The 15,892-nt window shown below is 59.5% G+C and carries 15 protein-coding genes and 1 tRNA gene; 7 read left to right on the forward strand and 9 right to left on the reverse strand.

What is annotated here, in order from left to right:
- Positions 1 to 189: 189 nt before the first annotated feature.
- Entirely contained in the window at positions 190 to 1,215 is a 1,026-nt protein-coding gene (locus tag EII11_RS04345) for a 4-hydroxy-3-methylbut-2-enyl diphosphate reductase (RefSeq protein WP_124869144.1), read from the reverse strand.
- A 460-nt stretch (positions 1,216 to 1,675) separates the two neighbouring features.
- On the opposite strand from EII11_RS04345, the gene xseA reads away from it, so the two are divergent.
- The 3 genes from xseA (at position 1,676) to EII11_RS04360 (ending at position 4,484) form a co-directional block, all read left to right on the forward strand.
- Positions 1,676 to 2,953 (forward strand): exodeoxyribonuclease VII large subunit, encoded by a 1,278-nt coding sequence (xseA, locus tag EII11_RS04350; protein WP_124869736.1) that lies wholly within the window; start codon positions 1,676 to 1,678, stop codon positions 2,951 to 2,953.
- 145 nt (positions 2,954 to 3,098) lie between these two features.
- A complete protein-coding gene (locus EII11_RS04355; RefSeq protein WP_124869147.1) occupies positions 3,099 to 3,323 on the forward strand; it encodes an exodeoxyribonuclease VII small subunit in 225 nt (74 codons plus the stop codon).
- 228 nt (positions 3,324 to 3,551) lie between these two features.
- Positions 3,552 to 4,484: a carbohydrate kinase family protein gene (locus EII11_RS04360; protein ID WP_124869150.1), complete on the forward strand. Its 933-nt coding sequence runs from the start codon at positions 3,552 to 3,554 to the stop codon at positions 4,482 to 4,484.
- A gap of 208 nt (positions 4,485 to 4,692) precedes the next feature.
- Here the strand turns inward: EII11_RS04360 and EII11_RS04365 are convergent, their stop codons facing one another.
- Complete coding sequence (locus tag EII11_RS04365) at positions 4,693 to 5,454, reverse strand: isoprenyl transferase (protein WP_124869153.1); 762 nt, start codon at positions 5,452 to 5,454, stop codon at positions 4,693 to 4,695.
- A 431-nt stretch (positions 5,455 to 5,885) separates the two neighbouring features.
- On the opposite strand from EII11_RS04365, the gene trhA reads away from it, so the two are divergent.
- Positions 5,886 to 6,572 (forward strand): PAQR family membrane homeostasis protein TrhA, encoded by a 687-nt coding sequence (gene trhA, locus EII11_RS04370; RefSeq protein WP_124869156.1) that lies wholly within the window; start codon positions 5,886 to 5,888, stop codon positions 6,570 to 6,572.
- Between the two features lie 176 nt (positions 6,573 to 6,748).
- Entirely contained in the window at positions 6,749 to 7,228 is a 480-nt protein-coding gene (gene greA / locus EII11_RS04375; RefSeq protein WP_124869159.1) for a transcription elongation factor GreA, read from the forward strand.
- A 137-nt stretch (positions 7,229 to 7,365) separates the two neighbouring features.
- Here greA and EII11_RS04380 read toward each other — a convergent pair whose 3' ends face one another.
- Positions 7,366 to 8,952, reverse strand: coding sequence for an AI-2E family transporter (locus EII11_RS04380; RefSeq protein ID WP_240623060.1), 1,587 nt, complete (start codon positions 8,950 to 8,952; stop codon positions 7,366 to 7,368).
- 195 nt (positions 8,953 to 9,147) lie between these two features.
- Between EII11_RS04380 and msrA the strand changes: the two genes are divergently transcribed.
- A complete protein-coding gene (msrA, locus tag EII11_RS04385; RefSeq protein ID WP_124869162.1) occupies positions 9,148 to 9,765 on the forward strand; it encodes a peptide-methionine (S)-S-oxide reductase MsrA in 618 nt (205 codons plus the stop codon).
- 145 nt (positions 9,766 to 9,910) lie between these two features.
- Here the strand turns inward: msrA and EII11_RS04390 are convergent, their stop codons facing one another.
- The 3 genes from EII11_RS04390 to EII11_RS04400 form a co-directional block, all read right to left on the reverse strand.
- Positions 9,911 to 10,309: an FKBP-type peptidyl-prolyl cis-trans isomerase gene (locus EII11_RS04390; protein WP_124869166.1), complete on the reverse strand. Its 399-nt coding sequence runs from the start codon at positions 10,307 to 10,309 to the stop codon at positions 9,911 to 9,913.
- Positions 10,310 to 10,573: 264 nt separating this feature from the next.
- On the reverse strand, positions 10,574 to 11,467 hold the full coding sequence (locus EII11_RS04395) for a Bax inhibitor-1/YccA family protein (RefSeq protein ID WP_124869170.1): 894 nt from the start codon (positions 11,465 to 11,467) through the stop codon (positions 10,574 to 10,576).
- Positions 11,468 to 11,771: 304 nt separating this feature from the next.
- Positions 11,772 to 11,848: transfer RNA gene (locus tag EII11_RS04400), tRNA-Leu, on the reverse strand.
- 217 nt (positions 11,849 to 12,065) lie between these two features.
- Here EII11_RS04400 and nhaA point away from each other — a divergent pair.
- Positions 12,066 to 13,457: a Na+/H+ antiporter NhaA gene (nhaA, locus tag EII11_RS04405; protein WP_124869173.1), complete on the forward strand. Its 1,392-nt coding sequence runs from the start codon at positions 12,066 to 12,068 to the stop codon at positions 13,455 to 13,457.
- 285 nt (positions 13,458 to 13,742) lie between these two features.
- Here the strand turns inward: nhaA and EII11_RS04410 are convergent, their stop codons facing one another.
- The 3 genes from EII11_RS04410 to EII11_RS10475 form a co-directional block, all read right to left on the reverse strand.
- The gene (locus EII11_RS04410; RefSeq protein ID WP_124869177.1) at positions 13,743 to 14,702 is read right to left on the reverse strand and encodes a Ppx/GppA phosphatase family protein; all 960 of its coding nucleotides are present in this window, start codon (positions 14,700 to 14,702) and stop codon (positions 13,743 to 13,745) included.
- Positions 14,703 to 14,899: 197 nt separating this feature from the next.
- Positions 14,900 to 15,406 carry a DUF501 domain-containing protein gene (locus EII11_RS04415; RefSeq protein WP_124869179.1) on the reverse strand — a complete coding sequence of 169 codons (507 nt, stop codon included), beginning with the start codon at positions 15,404 to 15,406 and terminating at the stop codon, positions 14,900 to 14,902.
- A gap of 77 nt (positions 15,407 to 15,483) precedes the next feature.
- A complete protein-coding gene (locus tag EII11_RS10475; RefSeq protein WP_165867058.1) occupies positions 15,484 to 15,861 on the reverse strand; it encodes an FtsB family cell division protein in 378 nt (125 codons plus the stop codon).
- Positions 15,862 to 15,892: the final 31 nt, after the last annotated feature.

The raw sequence follows: 15,892 nt of genomic DNA on the forward strand, positions 1-15,892 counted from the left end.
CTGCTTTGTTTGACGAGGCACCCGCAGTGTGGCCTTCGGCGCTCAGGTGGCACTCAGCCCTCGCTCGGTTCGCCTCCACACAAGCGGCCTGTTCCTGAAAGAACACCGCGAGTGGTCGCATCAAAGCGACCACTCGCGGTATCAGCCAACAATCAGGAGACTCACAAGGGGGATTCGCCCCTAGGAACTTCAGCTCGTGTGATTCGGCCCGGACTTGCGCCTGGCGTGCGGACGCGCATCCTCCATGCCCTGCGCCGACAGCTCAGAACGTAGATTCCTCGGCAGGGCGAAAGTAATGGTCTCAGTCTCTGTGCGGACCTCTTCAACCGTGGGGAAACCACGCTCACCCAACCACTCAATCACGTCCTTGACCAGGATCTCAGGCACCGACGCGCCCGAGGTCAGGCCAACGGTTCGTGCGCCCTCAAACCAGGCCGGATCCAACTCAGAGGCCATATCCACCCGATACGCAGACGGCGTACCAGCTTCCAGCGCCACCTCCACCAGGCGCACCGAGTTCGACGAGTTTGCCGAACCGACCACCACCATCACATCCACCTGCGGCGCAATGTGCTTCACCGCAACCTGGCGGTTTTGCGTCGCGTAACAAATATCATCCGAGGGCGGGTCAATGAGCGCGGGGAAACGCTCACGCAAACGATCCACCGTCATCTTCGTCTCGTCCACCGACAGGGTGGTCTGCGAAATCCACACGACACGCTCCGGGTCACGTACCACGACGTTATCGACCTCGTCAGGCGAGCCCACCACTTGAATATGCGAGGGCGCCTCACCGTAGGTGCCCTCCACTTCCTCGTGGCCTTCATGGCCGACGAGGATAATGTCGTAGTCCTCTTTGGCGAAACGCACGGCCTCGCGGTGAACCTTGGTCACCAGCGGGCAGGTGGCGTCAATGGACAAAAGGTTGCGCGCGTCTGCGGCCTCGCGAACCTGCGGGGAGACGCCGTGCGCGGAAAAGACCACGCGCGCTCCTTCGGGCACCTCGTCCGTTTCGTTGACGAAAATGGCGCCACGGCGGCTGAGGGATTCCACCACGTATTTGTTGTGGACGATCTCCTTGCGCACGTACACGGGCGGCCCGTACAGGTCGAGGGCTTTTTCAACCACGTCAACAGCGCGGTCAACGCCCGCGCAGTAGCCGCGAGGGGCAGCAAGAAGGATCGTGCCGTCAGTCGCGGCGGAAGTTTCAGTCATGGACAAAACTCTATCGTTCTGACTCCTGGGATGCCGCTTCTGCCCGCACCACACCGCAAACATCACATTCCGCGCCCCACCCGCTGTGTCCTTTTTCGCGAGTGGTCAGTTCGATGCGACCACTCGCGAAAAATACACCCCAGGTTGCGCCCTGGTCATATTTCGCGATGTCTCGGCCCGCTCGCACTCCCCTCCGCGCCTGTACCCTCGTTTCTCTCCCCCTTCAATCCCCCACCGTTGCCCTTTGTGCCACGACTTTGTCTCACCACGGACCTGCCTCCCTGCACCAGGCTCCTTGAGGTGGAATGCTGGCAGGGTGCCTGACTACCCCACCTCACACGCCCCCGGCTACGAACCACCCACCAGCGCGCCCTATCCGCCCGGCCCGGCCACGGCTCCGACCTCGCCAAACATCCGCGGCGGACAGCCCCCACAATCGATCCAGCCACCGCACCAAACCATGCCTCCACAGGGCGCCCCCGCTCCCGCAGCACGCGCCGCCGACACCACCCGCGAAAACCCCTGGCCACTGCGCCGCCTGAGCGAAAACATCAAGATCTACGTCGATAAGATGTCCACCCTGTGGGTTGAGGGGCAGGTCGTCGAGTACAAGCCGCGCCCCGGCACACGCATGGCCTTCTTTGTTTTGCGCGACATTGAGACCGACATGTCGATGACTGTCTCCACCTACCCTGGGGTGCTGGATGCGGCCGGTCCCGCTTTTGAAGAGGGCGCGCGAGTGGTCACTCGCGTCAAACCCGTCTTTTGGGAGCGGCGGGGCACCCTCAATCTGCGCGCCGATGAAGTGCACCTGCAAGGCATTGGTGACCTGCTGGCCCACATTGAGCAGCTACGCCGACGCCTCGCCGCTGAGGGACTTTTTGCCGATGAGCGCAAGGTTCCGCTCCCCTTCCTGCCGCGAGTGGTCGGCTTGGTCTGTGGACGCAACGCTAAAGCCAAGGATGACGTGATCGTCAACGCTTCTGCCCGTTGGCCCGCTGTTCGTTTCGAGATCCGCGAGGTCGCCGTCCAGGGTGAGCATGCGGTACGCGAGGTCAGTGCTGCGATGGCGGAGCTAGATGCGATCGACGAGGTTGACGTTATCGTGGTGGCTCGCGGAGGCGGCTCAGTTGAAGACCTGCTGCCCTTTTCTGAGGAGGTTCTGGTCCGTGCGGCGGCTGCGGTGCGCACGCCCCTGGTGTCGGCGATTGGTCACGAGGGCGACGCGCCCCTGCTGGATTTGGTCGCTGACTACCGGGCGTCCACGCCGACAGACGCGGCGCGGCGGATCGTGCCGGATCGCGCACAAGAATTGCAGGGGCTCGATCATGCGATGTCGCAGGCGAGGGCCGCGCTTGGACGTCGCTTGGGGCGCGAAGCTGAGGCCTTGACTCTCCTGGCATCTCGACCAGTGCTCACCCACCCGGATGCGGTGGTGGAGGGACATCGCAATCTGCTGACCACTTTGGAGATGCAACTGCGTCAGGGTGTTTCTGCTGTTGTGAGTCGCCATTCGCGTGAACTTGCCACCGCCCAGGCGACGCTAACGGCACTGTCCCCTCAGGCGACGCTGGACCGGGGCTATTCACTTCTGCGTCTGCCTTCTGGGGAGGTCATTCGCAGTTCGGAGCAGCTGAGCAAGGGGGTGCTCATTGAGGGCATTCTTGCGCAGGGTCGGATGGTTGCCCAGGTTGTGGGTTCCACGCCTGCCACCCCCAAACAGCCTCCCGCTTCTTAGCCTCTTTTTCCGCGAGTGGTCGCTTCGAGCTGACCACTCGCGCAAACCTCAAGGGGATTGCCAGACTGCTTTGAGTTTTTCTGAGGCCCTGTCTCTCCTTCCCCGCCCGTCTCTCGCTCCATTCACGACCAGTTAAAGGAAGATCATGACTGACATCCCCACTACCGACCCCCAGACCATGGGCTACGAGGCTGCCCGCGATGAGCTTGTCAGCATCGTGCGCCAGCTCGAAAGTGGCCAAGCCCCCCTCGAGGACACTATCGCCCTGTGGGAACGCGGCGAGGCCCTTGCTGCTCGGTGCCGCACCATCCTTAACGATGCCCAGTCTCGCCTTGAGAAGGCTGCCGCACCTGCCAATGACGCGGGTTAAGTCGTTCAAATAATCCAAGTAAAGGACTGAAGCCCCTTCTGTCGCAGCGGAAGCGGGCGAGAGCCTCGTCAAACATTTGTCTGACACGCGAGTGGTCGCTTCGAACCGACCACTCGTGAAAGAAGGCAACGTACCATTGAGACTGTGCCCTGCCGGGCACTTCCCGCGAGCGATCGTGGCACGTCGCCGCGCCACCCGCCATCGCCCCCATCGGATTTGGAGCGCCACATGGACCTGACCACCACTCCCCATATCCTCGCCATCGGCGAAGCTCTGATTGACGTCGTCACGCCAGCCAACGACCCCAGCAACCGCAAGGAAATCCCCGGAGGTTCTCCAGCGAATGTTGCCATGACCCTGGGGCGCCTGGGCCGCGCTGTGGCCCTGCAAACGTGGATCGGCAATGACCCTTACGGGGATATGATTGCTGAGCACTTTGCAGCCTCCAATGTCTACATCACCCCCGAATCGCGTGGTGCCACCCGCACGACCACGGCCAACGCCCTCTTGGATGAGAGGGGTGCTGCCACCTACACCTTCGACATGGAGTGGGCGCCCACCAGTCCTATTACTGTCAGCCCGCAGGCACGCATCGTGGAAGCCGGTTCTATTTCTGCGGTTGTCGAGCCTGGCGCTCACGCCGTCCTCGATGCGCTCGTTTCTGCGCGCCAGCATGCGCTCATCACCTACGATCCCAACGCTCGCCCTTCCATCATGGGTACGCCGGAGGAGGCGTGGCGTATTGTCAGCCGTTTCGTTGCTGTTTCGGATGTGGTGAAGGTGTCGGATGAGGATATTGCCTGGCTGACGAATAATCGCCCGCTTGACGAGGTCGTCACCGAGTGGCTGAATATGGGGCCGCAGCTTGTGATTGTTACTCGGGGAGGTAAGGGCGCGATTGCACGTACCTCCTCGGGTGTGGTGTGCGAATCTTCCCCTAATGATGTGAAGGTCGTTGACACGGTGGGCGCGGGTGATTCTTTTATGGGCGCGATCCTGGATGCGATGTGGGCGCTCGGCTTCCACGGCGCCGAGGCTCGTCATGCTCTGCGTTCTCTGAGTGAGGAGCAGGTGCGCGCGATTTTGGCGAGGGCGACTGAGGTGTCGGAGGTGACGATTTCGCGCGCGGGTGCGAACCCGCCGTGGGCGCACGAGCTCTGAGACGGTAGCTTCATCTTGAAGATATCCTGAGCATTTTCTGAATACGCGAGTGGTCGGTTAGAACTGACCACTCGCGTATTTTTGCAGGTGGGAGCCTTCGTCTGTGTATGCACTTCGCGAGTGGTCGCATAGAGGCGACCACTCGCGTTCACAGGAAACATACAGAACATAGGGGGCATGAAGAGCATGCGCCCTGCAGATTCACGGCTTACTTACCGAGGCGGCGTTCCCGCTGGGCGTAGGAGCGCAGCGCGCGCAGGAAGTCCACGCGTCGGAAGTCTGGCCAGTAGGCTTCACAGAAGTAGAATTCGGAATGTACCGACTGCCAGAGCATAAAGCCCGATAGTCGCTGTTCCCCGGAGGTGCGAATCACCAGGTCAGGGTCAGGCTGGCCCTTCGTGTAGAGGTGGTCGGTAATGTCCTCATCTGTCAGGGTCTTCGCCAGTTCTTCAAGTGTGCGTCCTTGCGCTGCGGCCTCCTCCATGAGGGAGCGAACCGCGGCGGCAATCTCGTGGCGGCCACCGTATGACACTGCGATATTGACTGTCATTCCCGACACCGTTGCGGTTGACTCAACGTGTCGTTGGATCTCCTCGGCGATCTCAGCGGGCAGGAGTCCCAGGTCACCGACGATGCTTAACCGCCAGCGCTTGGTTGCTGCAAGGGAGGCCACCGCGTCAGAAATAATGCGGAGAAGTTCGGTGAGTTCTCCCTCGTCGCGGCCAAGGTTGTCGGTGGAAAGCATCCAGAGGGTGACGATCTCGACGCCGACTTCGTCTGCCCATTGGAGGAATTCTGAAATCTTGCCAGCGCCCGCGCGATGCCCGTGGGAGGCGGTGGTGCCAATAGATTTTGCCCAGCGCCGGTTTCCGTCGAGGATGACCCCGACGTGTCGGGGGATAGCGGCAGCGTCAAGGTCTGCTCGGATTCGACGCTCATAGAGGTCGTATAGGAGGTTCCACTGTCCCATATCGTTTCCTCCAGAGTTCTTCGGTAAGGGGGGCGGGCTGTGTTGGTGGATTGCGGTGGACGAGGTCGGCGCGGCTTGCCAGCCTCAGAAGATAAGGCTACTTGGAGAGGGGGTGTGTTGTCTGTTTCTTGGGCCCACTTGTCGCTTTCTCAGTCCCGTTTGTGTCCGTTTATATCGCGAGTGGCCACCTGTATGCGACCACTCGCGGCATGTATTGCTATTCCTTGGCTTGAGGAGGGCAATTGTGGATGGGCAGAACATGTTGAGGCGGACGATCGTGCCCTCCAGGTGCGATCATCCTTTCTGTCACGCGCAATGTGACCGATCAGGACAAGATCCTGACAGGACTGAGGTCCTGACGTGCCTTAGTCTGTAGACAGTGCCGCACTCGACAACGAGTGTTCCACCTTCCCCCACATGAGGAGACCTTGGTGAAGATTGCTTCGATACGCCCCACCCAGTGGGTTCCTGATCAGCTTGTCGCTATCAAACCTCACCTGCGTGGTTGGCTTCACCTGATTGCTGCCCCGCTCTCTCTTGCGGCCGCCATTGTGCTTCTCGTTCTGGCGCCCACGACGGCGACGAAGTGGGCATCGGCCGTTTACTTGGCGGCCTCGCTTGTCCTCTTTGGGATTTCCGCCCTCTATCACCGCTTTTATTGGGCTCCCAAGTGGGAAACTTTCTGGCGTCGCCTCGACCACTCCAATATTTTTCTTCTCATTGCCGGGACCTATACCCCGTTGTGTGTAGCGCTACTGTCGCCCTGGGATCAGAAGGTCATTTTGTTGATTGTGTGGATTGGCGCTGCGGCAGGTGTCATTCTTAGCCTTTTTTGGCCAAACGCTCCCCGGTGGCTCATTACCATCATTTACATCACTTTGGGCTGGGTGGCGGTCGCCTATCTTCCTCAACTTTGGGCAGCAGGCGGTCCTGCGATCGTGATACTGGTGATTGCCGGTGGCGTCCTGTACACGATTGGCGCCGTGTTTTATGCGTTGAAGCGGCCTAATCCCTCGCCCAAGTGGTTTGGTTTCCACGAGCTTTTCCACCTTTTCACTGTTTTCGCCTGGGCTTGCCAGTGCGTGGCGGTCTACCTGGCGGTTCTTAACGCTTCCTGACCCGCATTCCCGTTATTTTCCGTAATCTGACACCGCCAGTTGTGCTGCCCTGCCGGCTTTTCGCGAGTGGTCGCTTGGAACTGACCACTCGCGAAAAACAATTGGGTTGCTATGCTATTTGAGGAAACGCCGCCGGTCCTTCGATGGGCCGGCTCAAATCTTTTTGGAGGACACCAATGTCTGACACTCAGTGGCTCACCCAAGCCCAATACGATGCTCTTAAGGCAGAGCTTGAGGAACGTATCGATGTTAAGCGCCCTCATATCGCTAAACTCATCGACGCCGCCCGTCAAGAAGGCGACCTCAAAGAAAACGGCGGCTACCACGCTGCCCGTAACGAGCAGTCCATGAACGAGACGCGTATTAAAGCTCTTCAAGAGATGCTCGCCAACGCTGAGGTTGGCGCCACCCCCGCTGATGATGGCATTGTCGAGCCTGGCATGGTTGTCACCGCCCTGGTTGCTGGCCGCGAACAAAAGTTCCTTCTTGGCTCGCGTGAGGCCGGCGGCGACCTGGGTATTCAGGTCTTTTCCGCTGACGCTCCTCTTGGCGCGGCAGTGATTGGCCATCGCCCTGGCGATGTCCTTTCTTACGAGGCTCCTAACGGTCGTGAGATTGAAGTCAAGATCCTTGAGGCCACGCCCTTCGCTGGCTGAGCCTGTCCTGCGGCCGTCCTCGTTTACGAGGTTTCCGCGCCGCTAGGTTGTGACGCTCATGGTGATGCCCGTGGGTGGATCCTTTTCGGGATCCGCCCACGGGCATCACGCTTTTACATGCTGGCTTTGCCGTCTGGTTAAGAGGCGTCCGTCGCCCCAGGGTGCGTGGGAGGCTGAGGTTGCGTTTGAGTGTCGTGCGAGGAGTGCTCTTCGTTGCCTTCAGCTTTTGTGTGTTCGTCGTAGGGGGCGGGTTTGCTCCCCTGGTCAGCGTTCCTCTGCGTGGCTCCTGCCTCGCTTGAGGATGGCGACTTCACGACTGGTGTGGGAGGCTGTGCGGCACCAGCAGGGGCTCCGTTACTGTTCGTAGAAGTCTCCTGAGCGGCTGCCAGGTCACAGTCCATGTCTTCTTCCACGAAGGCCGATCCCTTATCGGAGTATGTTGCAACGATCATTTCGTTGAGCATGCCAGGGGGGCCTCCTGGCCGATCTTTATCTGTACGCAATGCCGGAATGGGGTCATATCCGTGGAGGTAGAGGAAGGTGGAGTTCAAGAATGCAGCAATCGGCACGCCGAAGAGTGCGCCAGGAATACCTGCGACAGAACCCGCCCCCGCGACCACTAGCAGCACCGCCAGGGGATGAAGGGAGACAGCTGAGGACATCAGCCAAGGTTGGAGCACGTTACCTTCAAACTGTTGGACGCCCAAAATGATGGCCATCATAATGAGGCCGGCGGTGGGGCCCTGGTCAACGATGGCAACGAATACGGCGATCGCACCTGAAGTCATGGCACCAACGATGGGGATGAAGGAGCCGAAGAAGACAACCACCGTAATCGGCAGGGCCATAGGGACGCCGAGTAGGAAGGCGCCGACGCCAATACCGACAGCGTCAATGGCAGCCACTTTAATCTGCGTGCGCACATAACCCCCCAGAGTCACCCATCCTCGGATCGCTGACTCGTGGAGAGGTTCGCGGGCAGGTGCTGGGAGAAGGCGAACGACCCACAGCCAGATCGTGCGACCATCTTTGAGGAAGAAGAACAGACAGAAGAGCATAATCAAGGTCGATGCTGCAACCGACAGTACGGAGGTCGTGACCGATAGCGCGCCAGAGGCAAGCGTGGTCGAATTACGTTGCAGCCAGGATGTGACCTCGGTCTGAAGCATTTGGATTGTCTGCTCGGCTCCTGACATGTCGATGCCGAAGGGGTTGGTGGTCAGCCACTGCGTGAAGCGTTGGAGACCATCATTGGCTTCCGATAGCAGCGTGGGAACCTGTTTGATGATCCCGCTAAGCGCCTGGGAAAGAACGAGCACAACAAAGAGAAGCGACAGGATTAAGCCAAGAGCTGCCGACATCGTCCGACCGATGTGGAGCCGCCGGTGGAACCACCCGACGAGCGGATCAAGGAGGACAGCGATGAGGAGAGCGACGGCGACGGGCATGATAATCATGGATAGCTGCATGGCAATCCATGTCAGGCCTGCGGCGGCTGCGGCAACGACGATCATGCGCCAGGAAATTGCGGCTGAGACTCGCAGTGCCCACGGGACAGCGGCCTCGGCGTGTGCTTTGGGGCGCAGGCCTTCTCCTTCACGGAAGTGAACGACGCCCATGTCGGGGGTCTCAACGGGCATTGCCAGCTGCGTGGGAGCGAGCTTTTTCAACGCTCGTAGAGCAGCAACAGGGTTGAATGACCGGCGGGAGTTTTTCTTCTCCATGTCACCTCCATGAAAAGTTCTGCTTTGAAGGGTACCGCTTGCACCTCGTGTTTGCTTTGTCATCCACCACTGTTTTTCGCGAGTGGTCGCATCTAAGCGTCCACTCGCGAAAACTCTCGGGAAGTAGGAAACTATTTCCCAGTGTCTGCAACACGCTCATGCACCCATGAGTGACTCGACGTAAAGGAACAGCCAGTGTTTAATCTTCACAATGTTCTTCAGCCGCGCTCTGGCGACCCTCGTCTACACGTCGTCCTCGGCGCCCCTATTGACGCCGAACCACAGGAAGGCGAGGAGGTCATCTTCTTTGCTGCCGGCTGCTTCTGGGGGGTTGAAAAGATCTTCTGGAGCACTCCTGGCGTTGTTACCACGGCGACCGGCTACATGGGTGGCCACACGCCAACGCCGTCCTACCGTGAGGTCTGTACCAAAACCACTGGTCACGCTGAAACCGTCCGTGTTGTTTTCGACACCTCCCGCACCAGCGCCGCCGAACTCATCGCTCTTTTCTTTGAGATCCACGACCCCACCCAGGGCGATCGTCAGGGTAATGACATTGGTCCTCAGTACCGTAGCGCTATCTGGACCACCACGCCCGAGCAGTACGAGGTTGCCGCTGCGACCCTGACCGCCTATCAAGAGCGTCTCGCTCAGGAGGGGTTCCCACCGATTACAACGGGCCTCGCTGACGCCGAGGGCGTGACCTTCTGGGAGGCTGAGGACTACCACCAGGGCTATCTCTTTAAGAACCCTGACGGCTATCAATGCCATTCACGCACGGGTGTTGCCTGCCCTGTTGTGAAGGGGGCCTGAGTCGTTTTTCGCGAGTGGTCGCTTAGATGCGACCACTCGCGATCCATACATATTGCATAGTCATAGGGGTGGGGTGCTCGCCGTTTCGGCGAGCACCCCACCCCTACAGTCACGTTGATTACACCTTCAGATGCGTCAACAGTTTTCAGCGGACACCAAGAATATCTGTCACGAAGACGAGGGTGTCACCGCCGCCGATACCGGCCTGCGGCACGCCAAAGTCACCGTAGCCGTACTCTGAAGGGATAGACAGCAGCACGCGCGAGCCAACCTTTTGCCCGACCAAGCCGTCATCCCAACCACGGATGACCATGCCAACACCAATCTGGAAGGCAAGGGCCTGGCCGCGGTCGTAGGAGTTATCGAAGACATTGCCATTCCACACCTGGCCCAAGTAGTGGCATTGGATCTGGTCGCCGGGCTCGACCTCGGGGCCGTCTCCTTCACGCAAGACCTCAACAAGCAGTTCGGGGCTTGGTTCAGCGCCGGTGAACTCCAGGGAGGGCTTACGGCCAAAATCGCCAGTGACAGTGATGTTCTCCATCGTCACTCCTTCTTCTATCAGCGTCGAGTGGGTCATCCCTTCGTGGAACACCCATTACCTTTTAAAGCCTACAGTGCACGCCAAGGTCTGACGCTTGCGATCCCACATGCTGTAGCGCGAGGCGCGGCCCTCGCCAATCGACAGTCTTGCCACCGACAGACAGGCATGCGCCCAGCAGGAAGCGCGTCCTGTCCCCTGCCCATCGCGGGCATACAAATACGCGAGTGGTCAGCTCGAAGCGACCACTCGCGTATCCGCAAAAAATCAGTCACGCAAGATTGCCAGCAGGCGCAGCATCTCGGTGTACATCCAGATGATGGTCACCATCAGGCCAAACGCACACGCCCACGCGAACTTTGCGGGGGCGCCAGCGCGAACGCCCTGCTGAATCTGGTCAAAGTCGCCAATCAGCGAGATAGCCCCCAGGATGACGGCGAAAACGCCCACGGCCAGGCCAAGAGGAATACCCATGATTCGCATGTTATCGATGCTGGTCGACAGCACGCCCGTCCACACAAGCACCATGTTCAGCAAACGGTACACGATCAGGCCAATCAGACCAATGAGCATGAAACGCATGAGCTTGGGTGAGTTGCGCACCTTCCCCGAGGTGAAGAGCACCAGGGTGACGGTGAAGACCGCAGCGGTCGCCAGAAGTGCCTGGATGACCACGCCGGGGTAGGACAGCTCCATGAACGCCGACAGGGCACCAAGTGCCAGGCCTTCAACAAGGGCGTAGGCAAGCACCAGAGCAGGTCGGATGGTCCGGGAGAAGATGTTGACCATCGCTAGGACGAAACCGCCTAGGAAACCAATTGCCATCGCGCCCAGGCCGAAAACGGGATTCAGAGCGAAAAGGAACCAGCCCAGTGCCGCGCCAAGAATCACGACGCCCAGCGAGAGCGCAGTCTTTACGATGACATCGTCGTAGGTCATCTGCCCGCGATCTACGGCGTCTGCTGAAGCGCCTGCGTACGCGCGTTCCATCCCCTCCATATCTGAGGCGGTGTAGCCGCGCTGTTCAAAAGAGGGAACCTGCGAGGGCGGAGGCAGGGGCTGGGAACCGCGACCGACCTCGTAGCCGGGCATGGTCGGGTAGCCGGCAGGGGTGGTGGCGTTCCACTGATCCTGCATGCGGTTAAGAACGGGGTTGGACATTGTCCCTCCAGCTTCGTTGGGCCAGATTATTCGGGCAGCCGACGCGAAATTGCGTCAAGCTCTACAGTAAATGTCCCATGTTTACTCACTGGCCGCCACCTGATTCCACCTTTTTCGCACGTATTCGGGGACAAATCAGGGGATTGCGGTGCACGCCACTTTCCACGGGACACAGTGGTGTTCTAGCCGAGTGTGCTTCCTCCACGAGCGCGCAACGACGTTTCCGGGGGCACTATTTCCATTTGACGAGGCCAAAGCCGCCGCTAGTTTTGTGGGTCTGACGATGTTTCGTGTAAGAGCACCGTGGTACCCCCAGTCGGACTCGAACCGACAACACACCGATTTTAAGTCGGTTGCCTCTGCCAATTGGGCCATGGGGGCCTGGACACTGCGCGGCGTGCCCGCCTGCCATACTACCCGATTCATTCAGCTCCGCAGATATCTCACCCAGACTGTGACTCTTCCCTGAAAGGCTACTCGTCCCCTTCCTCGCCCGATATTTCGCCTAAAATGGACCCTGGTTTACTCCATTTTCACGAGTGGTCACTTTAATCCGACCACTCACGGCATCGACACGAGGCGAAGGATTCTGCTTCCCATGACTACTGCAGAGCGTACCCCCCGCTCACCCGCGAAGAGCCGTATCGCGCACCGCGGCCAGGGCGTTATTCGCCGGTCAGTTCACAATCTGCCCGGCCAGCGGGGCCTTCAACGTCCCATCGCGCTTTCCTCCGCAACGCCTACGCGCCGAGCTTCAGCATTGGGTGCTGGGGCTCAGGCCCACCCGGTCCTGCATCTGCGCCGTTCTATCACGCGTTTCCTTGCCAATGAAACGAAGGCAGGCTTGCTCCTGATTGCGGTGGCGGTTGCCGCCCTCGTTATTGCTAATACGCCCCTCAATGAGGCCTACCAGGACCTCGCGCACCTGCACTTTGGCCCTGAGGTTTTGGGTTTGAATCTGTCGGTTCATGCGTGGGCTGCTGACGGTATTTTGACCGTGTTCTTCTTCGTGGTCGGTCTTGAGTTGAAGACGGAGTTCGTCACCGGCGCGCTGCGTGACATGCGTGAGGCGGCGCTCCCGATGATCGCTGCCGCTTTCGGCATGCTTGGCCCGGCTATCGTGTATGTCGTCATTCAGAGCGTGACATCCACTCATGCCTACCACGGTTGGGCGGTTCCTACGGCAACGGATATCGCTTTTGCGGTTGCTCTGCTGGGTATTTTCGGCCGAGGCCTTCCCCCGGCAGCCCGCACTTTCTTGCTGACTCTGGCCGTGGTGGATGATCTGCTGGCCATTATTGTCATTGCGGTGTTTTACTCGGGCACGCTGAATTTCTTGGCTCTGGCTGCTTCTCTTGTGACTGTGGCGGTCTTTGCTGTGCTTGTTAACCGCAATGTTACGTCCCCGTGGTTGCTTATTCCTCTGGGGGTGGTTGCGTGGGGACTCATGTTCAATTCTGGTGTGCATGCAACGATTGCTGGTGTGGCTCTTGGCCTTGTTGTGCCCGCTCGCCGTGATGCGCACGGACATCAGATGACCCATGCTTTCGTTGAGAAGGTTGGTCCGTGGTCGGCTGGTTTGGCTCTGCCGATCTTCGCTTTCTTCGCTGCTGGCGTCCCTGTTCTGGGTGCTGAGGGTGGTCTGGCGGGTGCCTTGGCCGATCCTGTGACCTTCTCTATTGCCCTGGCTTTGCCTTTGGGTAAGCTCCTGGGTATCTGGGGGTCGGTCGCTGTCCTGGTGCGATTCACGAAGTTGCGTCTTGGCAACGGTGTTGATCTGCCTGATGTTGCTGCTATTGCTTTGTTGGCCGGTATTGGTTTCACTGTGGCAATGTTGATCGCTGGCTTGGCGTTCAAGGGGGATGAGGTTGAGACCTTCCACGCTTCTTTTGGCGTGATTCTAGGGACTTTCTCGTCAGCTTTGTTGGGTGCCGTTGCCCTTCACCGTCGCACGCGAGTACGTGCCCGTGGCGCGTCATCTGCGAAGTAACGGCGTCGTTTCTTCCGGGGCGGCTCACCTGTGGTGGGCCGCCCTTTTTGTCTGACGAGGCTCCCGTTGGGCGAGGTTGTATGCTGCTGCCCGTTGGCGGGATTCGACGTTGTAGCGCTGCTTCAGCATCTTCGCTCTGTCTGAAAGCATGCCACGAGTGGTCACCTCGTACTGAGTGTTCCCTGCATGTCCACCTGACTTTCCTGAAAAAACACCGCGAGTGGTCGGTGAGAAGCGACCACTCGCGGTAAACACTCAGGATTGGGTGATCAGATCACCAACACCTCACAGCTGGGAAAGTGCAATCCCGTCAAGGATGTCGTGCTCGGAAGTCACGATCATTCCAAGCTCCCGCCCGTCCTCAGCTACTCGGGTGGCAACACGGCGGATAATCCGCTCCCATATCAGCGCGCCAGCGGCAATAACATCCTCACGGCCTGCCGGCATGAAACCAAGCGCAGCCTTCACGGCGACAGGTTGCTCAACCATAAAGTCGATTGCCGTTTGATGTTCTTCGACGCTCAGTGCAGCCCCGTCTATCCGTTCGGGCTGGTACATCTCCAGTCCCAGCGCCTGAGCGGTCACGGTTGTCACCGTCCCCGCGACCCCCACGAGGGTGCCCACGCGGCGCAGGTTAATAGAGGCTTCGGCCTCGTCAAGCTGAGCGTCGATCCACGCGCAGGCTGCCTCACGCGAGGCGGCGTCAATTCCCCTCGCGGGATCACAATGCGCAAGGAACTTTTCTGTCACGCGCACCGACCCCATATTGATAGAAATCGACTGTTCAACTCTGGAATCCCCAAGTACCAGCTCTGAAGAGCCTCCACCAATGTCCACCACCAGCATCGGGCGGGCAGCCTCCACAGGTACAGAGCGGCCAGCACCGGCAAAAGAAAGAGCGGCTTCTTCACTGCCCGGGATCACCTCAGGTTCAATGCCTAGCAGGTCACGCACGCCGTCAACGAAAATCTGCCGATTGGCAGCATCACGGCTGGCCGAGGTCGCAACAAAACGCAGGTGATCAGCCCCTAGACGCCCAATCATTTCTCGGTATTCGCGGGTAGCTTCAAGAGTGCGTTCAATGGCCTCAGGGTCTAAAAGGCCGGTCTTGTCGACGCCTTGGCCTAGGCGCACGATGCGCATCTGGCGAGTCAGGTCATTCAAATGTCCAGTCTCGGGGTCAGTTTCAGCCACAAGAAGGCGAATGGAGTTTGTCCCACAATCGATTGCTGCTACTCGAGTCACCCGCCAATCCTTCCATACCTGATGGCCCGTCTCACGCAGGCGTCACTGTGACCTTCCCCCTGTCATCTTCCCATCTGCCTTTTTTCAGTGCGTATAAAGGCCCATAGGGCAGAGCGGCTGAAAGAATCCGCGAGTGGTCGGATCTAAGCGACCACTCGCGGATTCAAAAGGAGACTAGAGGACGTCGACGCGAGGAATCAGCAGGAGCAGCGTTCCGCGTTCCACAGGCCACGTTCGGCCATCATGTCCAGCGCCCGATCACCCACAACATTCACTCCCCTACCCGCCACAAGGGCATGACCGACAAGGGCGTGCAGGCACTTAACGCGGGTAGGCATACCGCCTGCCGAAATGCCAGCGATCTCAGGCACCTCGCCAAGTTCGTCACGCATGGCAATGTAGGCTTCGTGAGCTCGGGCGTGGGCGGCGGCGGCATCTTCATCCTCCGCCAACCAAGCGTTGAGTTCTTCCATGACTTTTTCGGCCTCAAGCACTGAGCAGCCGTGGACAATGGGAGGGCTGGTCAGGTAGAAGGTCGTGGGGAAGGGCTCACCGTTCTCCAAACGAGGGGCAGTGACAACGACCGTGGGGCGACCGCAGACGCAGCGTGCGCCAATACCAACGACGCCACGAGGGACTCGATCAAGTTGTTCGCGTAGAACCTCTAGGTCTGTGTCAGTGGCGGCATCAAAGTGTGCGCACATGGCGGTTCCTCTCGGTGAGATAGCTGGCACTACGCCGCTCACCAGCGGTAGGTGGTGATTGCGGGCGCTAAATAGCTTCAGGGGGTTGTGGGCTCGTTTTCAGCAGGAGCATCAGCCTCGCTGGTGAGCAAGGCGAACATGTGGACCCAGGGGCGTGCGGGGCCACGCGGAGCCGCTGCTGCTACAGCGGCTTGGTCTTGGTATCCAGGGCCCGGGTCAACGACAGAGTACTGTGTTTCTCCGGGCATGACATACCCTAGACGCTCGCGCGCTTGGGAGGCAATGAACTCGGGGGTATTCCACAGTTCTAGCTCTCGTTCAAGCTCCGCATTGCGTTCCCGCGCCGCTTCAACGCGGGCTTGAATATCGCGGTAGTCCTGTTCTTGTCGCCACCATTGGTACAGGGAAGGCATCAGCATCACGGCCAGTAGCGCACCAATGATCACAACGAACATGAACTTCAGGGAGATTTCAACTCCGCCAATG

This window comes from Schaalia canis, from assembly GCF_003858455.1.
GTDB lineage: Bacteria > Actinomycetota > Actinomycetes > Actinomycetales > Actinomycetaceae > Pauljensenia > Pauljensenia canis.

Bases quoted from the DNA above. Each gene is read 5' to 3' on its own strand.
- EII11_RS04345 (WP_124869144.1), bottom strand. From the start codon at position 1,215: ATGACTGAAACTTCCGCCGCGACTGACGGCACGATCCTTCTTGCTGCC.
- xseA (WP_124869736.1), top strand. From the start codon at position 1,676: ATGCCTCCACAGGGCGCCCCCGCTCCCGCAGCACGCGCCGCCGACACC.
- EII11_RS04355 (WP_124869147.1), top strand. From the start codon at position 3,099: ATGACTGACATCCCCACTACCGACCCCCAGACCATGGGCTACGAGGCT.
- EII11_RS04360 (WP_124869150.1), top strand. From the start codon at position 3,552: ATGGACCTGACCACCACTCCCCATATCCTCGCCATCGGCGAAGCTCTG.
- EII11_RS04365 (WP_124869153.1), bottom strand. From the start codon at position 5,454: ATGGGACAGTGGAACCTCCTATACGACCTCTATGAGCGTCGAATCCGA.
- greA (WP_124869159.1), top strand. From the start codon at position 6,749: ATGTCTGACACTCAGTGGCTCACCCAAGCCCAATACGATGCTCTTAAG.
- EII11_RS04380 (WP_240623060.1), bottom strand. From the start codon at position 8,952: ATGGAGAAGAAAAACTCCCGCCGGTCATTCAACCCTGTTGCTGCTCTA.
- EII11_RS04390 (WP_124869166.1), bottom strand. From the start codon at position 10,309: ATGGAGAACATCACTGTCACTGGCGATTTTGGCCGTAAGCCCTCCCTG.
- EII11_RS04395 (WP_124869170.1), bottom strand. From the start codon at position 11,467: ATGTCCAACCCCGTTCTTAACCGCATGCAGGATCAGTGGAACGCCACC.
- nhaA (WP_124869173.1), top strand. From the start codon at position 12,066: ATGACTACTGCAGAGCGTACCCCCCGCTCACCCGCGAAGAGCCGTATC.
- EII11_RS04415 (WP_124869179.1), bottom strand. From the start codon at position 15,406: ATGTGCGCACACTTTGATGCCGCCACTGACACAGACCTAGAGGTTCTA.
- EII11_RS10475 (WP_165867058.1), bottom strand. From the start codon at position 15,861: ATGTTCGTTGTGATCATTGGTGCGCTACTGGCCGTGATGCTGATGCCT.